This is a genomic window from Kitasatospora sp. NPDC059327 (assembly GCF_042752535.1).
In the GTDB taxonomy this organism is placed as follows: Bacteria; Actinomycetota; Actinomycetes; order Streptomycetales; family Streptomycetaceae; genus Kitasatospora.
In genome coordinates, this window is sequence record NZ_JBHYYB010000031.1 from 85645 (window position 1) to 101205 (window position 15561).

General features: G+C 70.5%; 4 protein-coding genes. 2 read left to right on the forward strand and 2 right to left on the reverse strand.

Features of this window, described 5'->3' with window-relative positions:
* Positions 1-103: 103 nt before the first annotated feature.
* Complete coding sequence (locus ACFXHB_RS20635; RefSeq protein ID WP_380576028.1) at positions 104-820, reverse strand: hypothetical protein; 717 nt, start codon at positions 818-820, stop codon at positions 104-106.
* Between the two features lie 309 nt (positions 821-1129).
* Between ACFXHB_RS20635 and polX the strand changes: the two genes are divergently transcribed.
* Positions 1130-2857 carry a DNA polymerase/3'-5' exonuclease PolX gene (polX, locus tag ACFXHB_RS20640; RefSeq protein WP_380576029.1) on the forward strand — a complete coding sequence of 576 codons (1728 nt, stop codon included), beginning with the start codon at positions 1130-1132 and terminating at the stop codon, positions 2855-2857.
* A gap of 561 nt (positions 2858-3418) precedes the next feature.
* Here the strand turns inward: polX and ACFXHB_RS20645 are convergent.
* Entirely contained in the window at positions 3419-7288 is a 3870-nt protein-coding gene (locus ACFXHB_RS20645) for a ricin-type beta-trefoil lectin domain protein (protein WP_380576030.1), read from the reverse strand.
* Positions 7289-8087: 799 nt separating this feature from the next.
* Between ACFXHB_RS20645 and ACFXHB_RS20650 the strand changes: the two genes are divergently transcribed.
* Positions 8088-15561, forward strand: a 7474-nt coding sequence (locus ACFXHB_RS20650; RefSeq protein ID WP_380576031.1) for a ricin-type beta-trefoil lectin domain protein, incomplete at its 3' end; no start/stop codon positions are given.

Genomic DNA, 15561 nt, shown 5'->3' on the forward strand with positions numbered 1-15561 from the left:
GTCCGCCGCCCCGTTCCCGCCCCCACGTCCGACACCCCGGCGGCACCGGCCGCACCGATCACACCGACCGCCCGGACACCCCGGCCGCCGACAGCCGCCGGTCTCATTCGCGGGCGACCACCAGGACCAGGATCACGGTGATTCCGCCCCCCGGGGTCTGCTCCACCGCCAGCCGCCCGCCCGCCGCGCGGACCAGGCCGTCCACGGCCGGACCCGCCGCGCCGCCGGCCCCCGGGCCGGCGAGCAGCCACTGCCGGGCCTGCGGCAGCTCGCTCTCCCCGCGGTCCACCACCCTGAGCTCCACCCGGGCCGGGGCGCCGTCCGCACCCGCCGCCCCCTGCGGGCCACGCGCCACATCGGCGCGCACCGACACCTTGGCCCCCCAGGGGCTGCGACGGATCGCGTGATCGACCAACCCGGCCAGCGCGGACTCCAATCGCCGGGAATCCGCGACCACCACCGGCAGACCGGCCGGTATTCGGGCCACCACCTGCCCCGTGCGCCCGCCGCCGCGCAGCACCCGCTGGACCACGTCGGCCACCTGGACGTGCGGCGCCCGCGGACCGCAGCCCTCCGCCCGGTCCGTCCACCGCACCCGTTCCAGTTCCGGCCGGCTGAGTTCGCGGGGGCCGGCCATCACGCCGGGTCGCGGCCGTCCGGAGCCGTCGGCGGGGCCGAACGCCACACCCTCCCCGGCGCCGCCCGCACCCGCACCGGGGCCAGCACCCCGGCCCTCCCCACCCGTGCCGCCCAACGCCGCGAACCCGCCGAGCGCCCGGGCACCCGACGCGACATAGCCCCAGAGCTTCCCGCGTGCCATCGCCCTGCCCCTCGTGCTTCACCGATCACCGCCGCCGACCGAACGGCGGACCGGACCGGACCGCGATACGCGCCCGGTCCTGCCAAGCCTGCGCCCCGGCCGCACGGGTGACAATCCGGCTTCTGGGCACGAACCGGGCACAGCACCCCGCCGACCGGCCGGTCTCGAACCCGCCGACCGGCGGGGGTTCCCGGCGGTCGGCGGGCGCCCGGCCCACCCCGGCGAGGGGCGCCCCCACCCCGTGCGCCGGGGCCCGGAGCGGCCCCCACTCGCCCGGCCCGATCGGACCGCCGACCCTAGACTGGCCCCATGACCCGGCTCAACGACCAGGTCCAGGAGCTGCTCCAGGAGTACGCCGACCTGATCTCGATCACCGGCGGGGACGCCTTCCGGGCCCGCGCCTACGAGAAGGCCGCCCGCGCGGTGGGCGGCCACCCGGAGGACGTCGCCGGACTGGACACCAAGGGCCTCCAACAGATCCCCGGCGTCGGGAAGTCCACCGCCGAGAAGATCGCCCAGTACCTCTCCACCGGCCGGATGGACGCCCTGGAGACCCTGCGCGCGGCCGTCCCGCCCGGGGTCCGCGAGATGACGGCCGTCCCCGGCGTCGGCCCCAAACGCGCCCTCGCCCTCTACCACGACCTCGACATCGCCTCCGTCGACCAACTCGCCGAGGCCATCCGCGCGGACCGGCTCAGCAGCGTGGCCGGCTTCGGCGAGCGCAGCGGCGAGCAGATCCTGCGCGGCATCGAGGTGATGCGGCAGTCCGGCGGGCGGACCCTGCTCGACGCCGCCACCGATCAGGCCGAACGGATCGTCGCGGCGCTGGCGGCCGTCCCCGGCTGCACGCGCTGCGCGTACGCGGGCTCGCTGCGCCGGATGCGCGAGACCGTCGGCGACATCGACGTGCTCGCCACCGCCGAGGACTCCGCGCCGTTGATGGCCGCGCTCGCCGGGCTCCCCTCCGTGGCCGAGGTGATCGCGAGCGGGCCGACCAAGACCTCGGTGCGCACCGCCAAGGGCCTCCAGGTGGACCTCCGGGTGGTGCCGGAGGAGGACTGGGGAGCGGCACTGGTGTACTTCACCGGCTCCAAGGCCCACAACATCAGGCTCCGCACGATGGCCGTCCGGGCCGGGCTCAAGCTCTCCGAGTACGGTCTGTTCGATGCCGAGAGCGGCGAGAAGGTGGTCTCGGCCACCGAGGAGGAGGTCTACGCGGCGCTCGGCCTGCCCTGGATCGCACCGCCGCTGCGCGAGGACCGCGGCGAGATCGAGGCCGCCCTGCGCGGCGAACTCCCGGAGCTGGTCACCGAGGCGGACCTGCGCGGCGACCTGCACAGCCACACCGACCTCACCGACGGGGTGGCCGCCCTGGAGGACATGATCGACACGGCGGCCGCCCGCGGTTACGCGTACTACGCCGTCACCGACCACGCCCCCGACCTGGTGATGCAGCGCATGACGGACGAGAAGATACTCGCCCAGCGCGAGCGGCTGCGCGAACTCGCCGACCGGCACCGGAAGCTGCGCCTGCTGCACGGCACCGAGCTGAACATCGGCCCGGACGGCGGCGTGGACTGGCCGGCCGGTTTCCTGGCCGACTTCGACGTCTGCGTGGCCTCCGTCCACTCGCACTTCGGCGCCGACCGCGCCACCCAGACCCGCCGGCTGATCCGCGCCTGCGAGAACCCGCACGTGCACGTCATCGGCCACCTCACCACCCGGCGGATCGGCCGGCGCGGACCGATCGACGTCGACCTCGACGCCGTCTTCCGGGCCGCCGCCAGGACCGGCACCGCGATCGAGATCAACAGCTCGCCGCAGCGGCTCGACCTGCGCGACGAGGACGTCCTGCGGGCGAAGCGGCACGGGGTCCGCTTCTCGATCGACAGCGACGCCCACTCCACCCAGCAGCTGGCCTACCCGAGGTACGGGGTCGGCACCGCGCAGCGGGCCTGGCTGACCACCGAGGACGTGATCAACACCTGGCCGTGGCAACGCCTGAAGCGCTTCCTGCGCAAGGACGCGCTGCGGTAGGGCCCCGGCCGCCGGGAGGTACCCCGATCTACCCCTTTGCCCCGATTCACGAGGAAAAGCCCTGGTGCGGAGGGCTCCGGAGGCGCATCATGGAGGTGGACCTGCGAGGAGCTGTGGAAGTTCGACCGCAGGAGGCAGTGGCGACAGATCGAGACGGATCAGGTCTGCCGCTGGTACCTCGGTCGACGATCGAACTGTGAGGCCGGAGGACGGGACGTCCGGAGGCCATCCCCTCCCCGCAGGTTCCGCACGCCCGCCACCGGTCGAGGCGGGTCACCTGAACCGCCCAGCCAGACCGGCAGCCCGGTCAGCTCCGAAAGCCCGTCCACGGCATCCGCCTGTCCCCCGGCGCCGCGTGGGGGCGCAGCACCCCGGCACGGGGCACTCTCCAATGCCACCCCTGGAACCTGCTGGGCCGGACGGCCGTGCCCTGAGCTCCTCCTACCGACAGCGGAGCGTCGGGCTCCGCGAGGTCGGAGTCGTACGATCCGCTCCCACCAACAACCTGCGGGCCCGCGACGCAGTGTGCGTCGCGGGCCCGCAGGCCGTCCCGGAGAGCGGTCAGGCGGTGTTCGGGTAGATCGTCCACCGCTGGTTGGCGTTGGGGGTGCCACTGCTGTCTCGGTTGCACTGCCAGATACCCAGACCGGAGCCGTTGGCATCGTTCCAGCCGGGCAGCTCAAGGCAGGCGTTCGACGCGGGGTTGTACAGCGTGCCGTCGCCGCGGTACGTCCAAACCTGGCCGCGAGAACCGCGGCAGTCCGCGATGGCCGCCGGAGCGCCCCAGTCGGTGCGGTCGTCCCGGACGGTGACACACCGGCCGCCGGTGCGCAGGGTACCGTCGGAGGCGAAGGTGAACTTCTGGTTCGTGCCGTTCCAGCAGTCGTAGAAGCCCACGGAGCCTCCGTTGGGCGCGCCGTAACCGTCGATGCAGCGGGTCGGGTTGTGGGCGGAGTTGATGTTGTAGCTGACGGGCCGCGCACCCGAGATCTCCTGCGCCGCGCCGAACCTCGGCAGGCCGCCCACGGGGGCGCTACCCAGGTACTGGATCACCCGGCCGTCGGAGACGGTGACGTTCAGGTCGGGGTACCCGTCGGCGTTGATGTCACCGGGCGAGTCAACGGTGGTGAAGACGTCCGAGGCCAGCCCGAGCGGCAAGACGGTGCGGACGGTCGGCACGGTCCACTGCTCGCTCGCGCCGTTGTGACACTCCCAGATGCCCAGGTGGTTGCCGGCGGTTGCGTCGGCCCGGGGCACGTCGAGGCACTTGCCCGACTCCGGGTTCTTCAGCATCGACGAGTTGGGAACGGGCACCCATTTCTGGGCAGGACTGTTGTTGCAGTCCCAGAGGTTGACGGGTGAGCCGTTCTCGGTGCCGCCTCCGGTGACGTCGAGGCATTTGCCGAGGATGTGCAACGCACCGTCGGTGCCGAGGGTGAACTGCTGGTTGCCACGGCCGCCCTCGGCGCACTCCCACAGTTGGGCGGCAGTACCGTTGGCCGTCCGGCCGTGGTCGATGTCGGCGCACATGCTCTTGCCGTCGGCGTCCTTGAGCGCGGACGCCAGGGACTGACGGACGGGCGTCGCCAGGGGTGCGAAGTTCGGCTTGAGCGCACCGGCGGAGTCGATCGGCAGCGGCAGACTGGTAACGGCGCCGGTCACACTGTCGCGCACCCACAGCGCCGGCTCGCCGTTGACGGCGCCGGGATACAGGAGGGTGAATCCGCTCCAGTCGTCGGCCTCTCCGAGCTCGGCACCGGCCTCGAAGCGGCAGTCGCCGGTCAGGCTGGGCGCGTAGTAGCGCAGCTGGCCCTTCTCGATGGTGACCAGGTAGGGCTGCCCCGCGCCGCTGGATGTCTTGACCGCGGTCATCTGGGTGATGTTCTGCCAGGTGCCGTCGATGCCCTGGCCGCACAGACCGGTGGTGGTGCCGATCTGGACGGGGAGCTGGGTGTAGTGGCCCGTCACACCCTGCGGCACCATCTCCGCGTCGTTGACGTAGTAGAAGAACTGCTTCTCGGCCTTGTCGTAGACGAGCAGGTCGTCGACGCTGTTGCCGGTGAACGAACCCCGGTGGGCCAACAGGTAGTTGTTCCAGCTGTCGTGGCGAGGACTCCGATCCTTGACGGAGGCCGTTCCGGGCTGGGCCGTGAAGTCGCTGTTCCCCGCGAGCAGGCTCAGTGAGCCGTCGGACGCCGGCACCAGGTAGTCGGGGATGTCATCCCCGGTCACGTCCCCGGCGACGGACTTGGTGGCCGGGTTCCACGGAGCGTAGAACTCGTACGTCGCCCACTCCGGCTGGGAGTTTCCCGCCCAGTCGACGGCGCGGACGTACAGGCGGTGCACACCCCAGTTGTCGCGGTTGAGCGAGATCGGGATGTCGGCGTAGGCACTGCCGTCGGCCGCGACGCCGCCGGCCGGCTTGCTGCCGTACCCGCTCGGCGAGCTGGTGTCGTCGAGCGCGTACTGGAACCCCTGGACGCCGCTGGCCATGCAACTGCCGCGAGTGCAACCGCCCGGCACGGGATCGGTACTGGTCACTCGGATGGTCAGCTCGGGGTCGCCGGCGTGACCGGTCGGCTTGATGCCGCTGCCCAACGGCGGGAACACGGAGGACGGGGCGATGTTCGCCGGCGTCGGCGCGCTGAGGTCGACGTTGAAGTAGCAGAAACCGGTGGGAGGGCTTTCCAGGATTCCGTCGGTGGACCGGACGTCCCAGACGTACTGGTGCCCGTCCTGCGCCGCGAAGCCCAGGTTGACCTCGCCCCAGCCGCCTCCCGGCGGGATGGGCTGGCTCACGCGCCAGATTCCGGGGGCGGGCGCGCCGTTCTCGCCTGCGGTCATGTTGTCCCAGATATGGAAGCTGACCGCGATGTTGGTGCCGGGCATGGGCGTCCTGGCCCAAGCCCTCAGTCGGACGTCGGACGTGCCGTCCGGCAGCGGGACCGTCCGGCCGAACCAGCCGGTCCGGTCGTTGCCGCACTCCGAGTCGGGATTCCTCGTCCGAGGGCTGATGTCGATGTCGCTGGGGGTGTACGGCGCCAGGTCGTACGTGGCCAGGATGTACGGGTTGGGGAAGACCCGCATGAAGTGGTTGACATCGGTCGACGTGTTCTCGTCGCCGATCAGGCCGACCGTCCACCGCTGGATGCCCTGCTGGGCCACCTCACGGAGCTCGCCGGTCACCGGGAAGACGATCTGCTGCGCCCCGCACCCGTCGTAGGCGCTCTTGGGCCACTGGGCATCACCGAGGTTCCGGTAGATCCCCGGCTGCCGGTTCCAGGTCGTCGCGCTGTCGATGCCGCCGGTCCACTTCAGCCAGACCGGGGCGGTGGCATTGCAGTCGTGCGCCGCCGCGTAGGACTCGGCGAAGTACATGTTGGCTTCCGCGATGTACATCTCGCGCGTCACGCCACTGGTGTCGAACTCGAAGTACGAGCGCTCCATTCCGTAGCAGTTGGGCCGCTCGTAGTGCTGGAAGCCGACGCCCTGGCCCTTGCTCTGGGGCTTGTCGTAGGTCGACACGTTGGCGCACTCCGACGCCGACATGACCTGGGCGAAGTGGTTCGTTCCCATGGCGGGAGTCGGCTGGAACGTCGGGTCGATGTACAGCGGCCAGACGGTGCCCTTGCCGGCGAGCAGGTCGGCATCGGGGGTCAGGGTCAGCACAGAGGAGTCGACGCTCACGGCGATCGGCTTCACGTGCGCGCCCGCGCCGGGAGCGTCGACCGACGACGGGCTACCGGCACCGCCTGACGCCGTGCCGGCGGCCGGAGCGCCCGCGGTCATCTTGGCGGCCACCCCTACGGGGGCAGTTGCGGGGGCGTCCGAGGCCGAGTCCCACATGATCGGGGCAGACGCCTGGAAGACGGGTGCCCCACCCGCTGGGGCGGCGGATATGTTCCCGTGACCGTCGTCGGCGACGACGAGATCCTTCGTGGCGGTGCCGAACCGCAGCGACTTCAGCACCGGGTTGGCGGCAGCCGTAGCGTTCTTGACGACCAGGACCTCGCGGACCGAACCCTGGTCACCGACCTCGACACGGAGGTCGACGCCCGGCAGGACCTCGGCGTAGACGGCGGTGTCACCGTCCACGGCGGGCACGGGAAGGCTCACCGGGAACGTCAGAGCGAGACTGCGGCCCTGCCGATCGGTGAGGGTCGCCAGCGGCCCGGTACCACCGCCCGACACGGTGACGCCCGACGGCGTGGCCTTCGGCGCGAGCGTCCCGTCCGCACCGCGCACGAGCGTGGCGTCGACATCGGCCCACGCGCCGCCCTTCTTCACCCTGGCCGGCAGCAGGTGGCCAGTGCGGGCGAGCTTGCCGATCGGCAGCGCGACGGTCAGGGAGGTCTCGGTCGTCAGTTCCTCGACGGGGACCGGCTTCCCGGTGGCCTTCGCCTTCTGCAGTGCGGCCTCCACCGCGCTCACGGAGGGCGTCGTTTGGGCACCACTTCGGCCCGGGCCTGGTGGAGTGACGGGCGCCGGGACAGCCGCGACCGCGACTCCGGAGGCGGCCAGCAGGAGTCCGGCGGCGCACAGGGGAGCCAGGCGTCTCGCCACTCCACTCCGCAGCGATCTCGGTGGACGGGTTTCTCGCATGGTGTGTCAGTTCACCTTCACAGCGCGGCTCTCCCCGTCCAGAGGTGACGGACGTGACTGACGTCACGCACACCGGCGGACACGAAGGGCCTTTGTCCAATTTGATGCCATTTTCTGATCGGCCATCCGATGATGTTCCATCAATTCGGCCATCAGTAAGCAGCCGAACGGTATTGCGTTCGAACCCGGACTGGCAATACGGTTCCGGCGATCACGATGGGACGCCCCTACCTCAATTTGTCAACGCAGGTAACAGACCCATTTCAATTCCATAAAAACGGAGCGGTACATGCAATCCGGCTGGAAACGATCCGCCAACTGTTCACGAAGAGGGGGTGTCCGCTGGCGAAATGCGTTGACGGTCACCGCACTTACCGCCGCGCTGTCCCTCGTTGTTCCACTGGCCGGCGACGGCATAGCCTGGACGGCACGCGCCACCGATCAGGAAAAGGAAACTCCGCTTCCCGAACTCCCCAAGGTCGGTGGCCGCGACGCAGACAAGAAGCGGCAGCCCGAGCGGCTCCCTCACCCTGCGGGCTCCCGCGACCTTCAGCCCTTCAAGTCGAGCCCCGTCCAGTGGCCCGCACCGGCGACAGTCACGGTCGATCTGAAGAACCGGCCCGACCTCGTGGGTGGCACCAGCGGCAAGGACGCGGCCGTCCGTGCCGGTTCCACCCCCGTCCTGCTCGGCACAGGCCCCGCCGCTCCGGCCTCGGCCGCCAAGACGCAGAGCGCCCCCGGTGGTGCCCCGCAAGCCCCGGCCGCCGGTGGACCGGGATCCGTCGAGGTCAAGGTCGCCGACCGGTCGCAGGCTCAGCAGGCGAACGTCGACGGTCTGCTGGTCGGGCTCCGGCGAGCCGACGGCGGGACTGACGCCGCCGGTCTCGACGTCTCCCTCGACTACAGCTCGATCGCCGACGCCTACGGTGGCGGCTACGCCTCCCGGCTACGACTGGTGACCATGCCGGACTGCGCGCTGACAACGCCGCAGCTCGCCGAGTGCCGTACGCGCACGCCGATCGACACCACCCTGGACCCCGCCACCAAACGGATCACCGGCAGGGTCGTCCTCCCGAGCGGCACCGCGACTCCCACACAGGCGTCCCCCACGAAGGGCTCCCCGGCCGAGGTGCCCGCGGCGACGGCCCTCAGCCTCGCGGCGGCGCCGGCCGGCGGCGGCACGGCCCTGGCGGCGGTCCCCGACGTAGGCGGCTCCCAGGGCTCCTTCGCCGCGACCGACCTATCGTCCTCCGGCTCGTGGACACAGAGCGCCTCGGGCGCCTTCACCTACTCGTACCCGATCTCGGTGCCACCATCGGTCGGCGGTGAGGCCCCCGGGGTCGATCTCGCGTACAACTCCCAGTCCGTCGACGGCGCGACCTCGGCCCGGAACTCGCAGGCGTCGTGGATCGGTGACGGCTGGTCGTACAGCCCGGGCTTCGTCGAACGCTCCTACAAGTCCTGCCAGAACAGCGGCATCGACGGATCCGGGGACCAGTGCTGGACGGGGTGGAGCGCCACACTGTCGCTCGGCTCCCACTCCGGTGAGCTGGTCCGCGACGACAACGGCCTCTACCACCTGCTGAGCGACGACGGCACCCGGATCGAGCGCCTCACCGGCGCCGCCAACGGCCTGTGGCAGGGCGAGTACTTCAAGGTCACCACAACCGACGGCGCCGCCTACTACTTCGGTCTCAACCACGCGCCCGGCACCACCTCCGACGGCGCCACCAACAGCGCCTGGGGGGTTCCCGTCTACCACTCCAACAGCGGCGACCCCTGCTACACGGCCGCCAAGGGCAAGAACTCGCAGTGCGACCAGCAGCCCGGTTGGCGGTTCAACCTCGACTTCGTCGTCGACCCCAACGGCAACCTGCAGCGCTACGACTGGGCCGCCGAGACCAACCGCTACGCCATGGGCGCCGGCCAGGCGGCCAAGGCCGGCGGCACCGGAACACTCACCCCGTACACCCGCGGCGGCTACCTCAGCCGGATCTCCTACGGCTACCAGGTCGCCGACGCCGTCGCCGGCCGTGAGCCCTCCGCCCGGGTCACCTTCGACATCGCCGAGCGGTGCGTGATCTCCGACGACGCCTGCCGACCGGAGAAGCTGTCCGCCACCACCGCAAAGGACTGGCCTGACGTCCCGTACGACCTCGCCTGCCCCGAAGGCTGGGTGACCAGCGGCACCGGTGCCAACGTCTGCTGGATCGGTTCGCCGACGTTCTGGTCCACCAAGCGCCTGCAGAGGGTCTACACCGAGCTGCGCACCCAGGGTGGCTGGCAGAGCGTCGACCGGTACGACCTGAAGCACATCTTCTCCAAGGCCGGTGCGATCATCGACCCGGCAACCGGCAAGCCCGGCGACCCGAACTACAGTGACGGCTCGCTGCAGTCGGTCATGTGGCTGTCCGAGATCCAGCACACCGCCCTCGACACCTCGGCCGGCGGTTCCAGCCCGATCACGCTCGACGCGGCGACCTTCGCCGGCACCGAACTCAACAACCGCGTCGACGGCCTCGACCCACCCGCGCCGCCCCTCTACCGGCCGCGCATCATCGGCATCAACACCGAGTCGGGCACCCAGGTCGCCATCACCTACCGCGACCCGGAGTGCTCGCGAACCAAGGGCGTCATGCCGGCCTCGGCCGACAGCAACACCCTGGCCTGCTACCCGGTCTATTGGACCCCACCCCGTGGAGCCGTCCCGATCGCGGACTGGTTCCACAAGACCCTGGTCGCCAAGGTCACCGCTACTGACAGCACCACGGCCGCCTCGCCGGCCCGGGAGACGTCCTACACCTACAGCGGCGGCGCGGCCTGGCACCGCGACGACTCCGACCTGACGGACGACAAGTACCGCACCTGGAACGAGTTCCGCGGCTACCGCACAGTCACCACCACCACCGGCGCCACCAACGGCCCGGATCCGCTCGGCCAGACGTCGGTGTCCTACTTCCAGGGCATGGACCAGGACCGTCGGGCCGACGGGACGCTCCGCACTGTCAAGTTGAGGAACTCGCTCGGTGAGGAGTCCGTCGACTCCGCCTGGCTCTCGGGCACCCCGCAGGAGGTCATCACCCACCGGGAGGCCGGCGGCCCCGCCATCGCCAAGCAGTTCACCGGCATGGCCGTGGCCGACAAGGCGATCGCCGCCCGGAAGCGGTCCGCCTGGAGCTCGGACCCGAAGAAGCCGCTCTCCACCTTGCCCGACCTGGAGGCGCGCCGCGCCAAGTCGTCCGAGGGTCGCTCCAGCACCCTGTTGTCCGACGGGACCTGGCGGACCACTCGGATCAGTACCAGCTTCGACGCGCTCGGCCGGACCGACACGGTCGAGTCACAGCCCGACGTGACCAGTCCGGACAACCGCAGTTGCACCAAGACCGAGTACGCGGCGGCGCCGGCGGGCAATCCGATGATGGTCGCCTACCCCAGCACCGTGAAGACCGTGGCCGGACCGTGCGGCACAGCAACCTCCGCCACGACGGTGGTCAGCGACCGCCAGGTCGTCTACGACGGCAGTGACGACCCCAAGAACCCCGGTACTCCCGGCGTCCTGGGTCAGAACGGTCGAACGTTCGGGTACGCCACGGCCACCCAGAACGCCACGTCGTACGACGCCCAGGGCAAGGCCGTCTACCAGACCCTCGCCGCCCAGGCGTTCGACGGCTACGGGCGGGTCGTCCGCAGCGTCGACGCGACCAACGGAGTCAACTCCAGCTCCTACAGCCCCGCCTCCGGTGTGCTGCCGTCGGAGGTCTCGACGGTCAACGCGCTCAACTGGACTGCCAGGAGCATCATCTCCCCGGCCCGCGGTCTGGTGACCCAGGCGGTCGACGCCAACGACCGCGTCACGGACTCCACCTATGACGCACTGGGCCGCCGCACCGCCGTCTGGCTGCCCGGGAACTCCCGGGCCAAGGGCCGGCCTGCGGACCGGACGTTCGAGTACGACACGCACGGCGTGAGCAAGGATCCGAACTCCCGGGCCCCGGCACCCACCGTCACCACCAGGGTGCTGCACGAATCGGGCAACCGGGAGACCTCCGTCACCATCTACGACGGCTTCCTCCAGCCCCGCCAGACGCAGAGCATGCCGGCGAACGGGGCCACCGGCCGGGTCCTCACCCACGCGCGGTACAACAGCCTCGGCCAGGTCACCAAGTCCACGGCCGCCTGGTACGACAAGGACCACGGCGGCCCGAGCACCGTCCTCTTCGAGGAACAGGACAACGACTCGCCGTCCCAGACCCGGTTCCTGTACGACGGCGCCGGCCGGCAGACCGACAACGTTCTCTACTCGCGGGCCAAGGAACTCTGGCGGACCAGCACGGCCTACCCGGGTGCCGATCGAACGGTCACCACCCCGCCGAGCGGAGGCACGCCCAGCACCGTCTACACCGACGCGCTCGGCCGGACCAGTGCCTCCGTGCTGCACGGCGGCAGCGGCACCGGTGACGTCACCACCCGGTACACCTACGACCAGCGCGGCCAGCTCGCCACCATCCAGGACGACGCCCGCAACACCTGGTCGTACGGCTATGACATCCAGGGCCGGCGCGTCTCCCAGACCGACCCCGACACCGGAACCTCCACCACATCGTTCGACGAGTTCGGACGCGTGGCGGCGACGACCGACGGCCGCGGCACGCAGTTGTCGTTCACCTACGACCAGCTCGGCCGGGTCACAGGCCGCTACGAGGGCGCCAGGACCAACGACCCGAGCAAGTTGCTCGCCTCCTTCACGTACGACACGCCCGCCAAGGGCTATCCCACCTCCGCCACCCGCTATGTCGGTGGCGCGAACGGGGACACGTACGTGCAGAAGGTGAACGGCTACACCGTGCGGTACCAGCCCACCGGCACCACGACCACCCTCCCGGCCGGCGAGGGCAAGCTCGCCGGCGACTACAGCCAGACCCTGTGGTACCAGGACAACCTCGGCCTTCCGTCCGGCGCCACGTACGGCACCGAGGGCAACCTGCCCGCCGAGAGTTACGGCTTCTCGCGCAACGACCTCGGCTACGTGGTCGGCTCCGGCGGGCGGTCCACCACCCTCCAACTGGTCAACTACGACCCGCTGGGCCGAATCCTGCGCTCCCAGTTCGGTGTGGAGAACTACCTGCTGCGCTCCGGAGCGCAGTACGACGACGTCACCGGTCGGCTCACCAAGAGCGACGTGATGTTCCAGGAGGCCGACGCCAACCCGGTCTCGTCCACCTCCTACGGGTACAACCAGGTGGGCAACCTCACCTACACCTCGGAGCTGCAGTCCTCGGGCGGCGTCGACCAGGCGTTCGACACCCAGTGCTTCCGCTACGACGGCCTGAACCGCCTCGTGGAGGCGTGGACCGACACCTGGGGCGTCACGAAGCCGACCGCCGGGGCAGTCTCCCAGTGCAACAACACCAACCCGGGTCCGGCCAACATCGGCGGTCCGGCCCCGTACTGGCAGACCTACCAGTACAACCAGCTCGGCGACCGGACCCAACAGGTCAAGCACGATGTCACCGGCGACACCGCCCGCGACATCACGCAGACCAGCAGCTACCCCGGCGAAGGCCGCGTCGCGTCCGCCAAGCCGAACACCGTCACCAACATCACCACCCGCACCGGCAAGGCCACCGTCCGGCTGACCTCGGGCCAGACCGCGGCTGACGGCACGGCGCTCTGCATGGACGTCTGGGGCGCTCGGACGGCCGACGGCACCTCCGTCGGTACCTGGTCCTGCCACGACGGCGGTTCCGAGAGGTGGACCCGCCCGGGCGACGGCACCCTTCGTGCCCTCGGCAAGTGCGCCCGACCGGTCGACGGGAACGGCTACGCGGGCGCCAAGGTCGAGCTGGTCACCTGCGACGGAAGCAACAGCCAAAGGTGGACGGACGGCGCCGACGGCGCCCTCGTCCACTCCTCCACGTTCTGCCTGGAGATCCCCGGCGCGAACCGGACACCGGGCACCCAGCTCGGCCTCTGGAACTGCAACGGCCTCCCGCACCAGAAGTGGCCCGCCACCGGCAACGCGCCGAGCGGCCCCACCTACACCGCGAGCCTGACGCCGCAGTACGACGCCCAGGGCAGCACCACCTCGCGGAGCAGCACCGCCACCACCACGCTGCCATCGGCGGTCGCCACCGGCGGCACCCCGGTCTGCCTGGACGCCACCGGTGGCACGAACACCAACGGCACTCCGGTGGAGACCTGGACCTGCCACGACGGCAGCGCCCAGCAGTGGACGCTCGGCACGGACGGCACCCTGCGCGTCCTCGGTGTCTGCGCCCGCCCGGTCGGCGGCCGGACCACCGAGGGCACCCAGCTCGAGCTGTGGGCCTGCGACGGCAGCGACAACCAGCGCTGGCACACCGCCGCGGACGGTTCGCTGGTCCACCAGTCCGGGATGTGCGTCGACATCCCGTGGAGCAGCGTCACTCCGGGCACCCGCGTCACCCTGTGGACCTGCAACCAGGCTGCCGTGAACCAGAAGTGGGGGGAGCGCGGCAGCAAGCCGACCAACGGGGCCGGCCAGGAATTCACCTACGACGTCGAGGGTCGCACCAAGACCGTCACCACCCCCGACGGCGCCCGCACCAAGACCTCCAGTTACCTCTACGACGCCTCCGGAACGCTCCTGCTCCAGCGCGGGGCCGAAGGCACCATCCTCTACCTGTTCGGCGGCGCCGAGCAGATCATCCTGTCCCCCGACGGAACGACCGTCAGCGGCAACCGCTACTACCCCCAGCCGGACGGGACGACGGCTGTCCGTTCCAGTGCCGGAGCGCTCACCTACCAGTTCCACAACCCCCAGAACACGTCCACCCTCCAGGTCGACGCGACGACCAGGGCCATCACCCGACGGTCCTTCGACCCGTACGGCGCACCACGCGGGCCCGTGCCGGCCACCTGGTCCGACAACCACGGCTACCTCGGCCAGCCGCTGGACGGCGCCACCGGCCTGAACCTCCTGGGCGCCCGGAACTACGACGCGACGCTCGGCCGCTTCCTCACCGCCGACCCGGTGCTGACGCCCGGCGACCCCAACCAGATGGGCGGCTACACCTACGCCGGCAACAACCCGGTCAACCTGACCGACGCCGACGGCCTCTGGCCGAAGTGGGTCAAGTCCGCGGCCAAGGCCGTCGGCAAGACCGCTGCGGGCTTCGGCGACGCGGCCATCGGCTTCCTCACCGTGAACAGCCCCTACGCGGCCGGAAACAACATCCTCGCCGGCGTCAACGAGGCCGTCGGCCAGCAGACCGGCGTTCCGGTCCTCCCGGGCATCACCCCGATCCAGACCACCGAGAACCCGATCGCCGACATCTTCGGCATCCCCCACAACGACCCGTTCTACATCACCGGACAGGTGATCGAGACCGTCGTGGAGGTCGCCGCCGACGGCGTCGGCGTCATCAAGGGTGTCAAGGCCGCGACCAAGGTGATCAAGAACGCCGGCGGCATCAAGAAGGCACTGACCAGCCTCTTCAAGAGCGGATCACCCAAGGGCGAGCCCACTCGCCCGAGCACTCCCAAGACCGCCGAACCAACCACCCCCAAGTCGGCCCCCTCCGATCCGAAGCCTCCGGCCACCCCGAAGGCCGAACCGACACCACCCGAGGAACCCCTCGGCACCCCCTGCAGCTTCACACCCGACACTCCCGTTCTGATGGCCGACGGCTCGACCAAGCCGATCGCCGCCGTCAAAGCCGGCGACCGGGTCGAAGCCGCCAACCAATGGACCGGCAAGGACCAGGACGGCCGCGCGGTCATCGCGAAGTGGTCGCACGACGACGACAACCTAGTCGACGTCACCGTCAAGACCGGCGGCATCACCACCACCATCAAGACAACGGCCAACCACCCCTTCTGGGATGACACGACCCACGACTGGGTCATGGCCGGTGACCTCACCGTCGGACACGCGCTCACCACCCCCGACGACAAGTCCGTCACCATCACCGCCGTCCGCACGATCCGCGGTCAGGCCCGCATGTACAGCCTGACCGTCGCCGAGCTCCACACGTACTATGTGCTCGCGGGAACTGTACCGATCCTCGTACACAACTGCGATCCGGCGACGGCAGAGCACGACATTCAAAAGGCCATCCAGG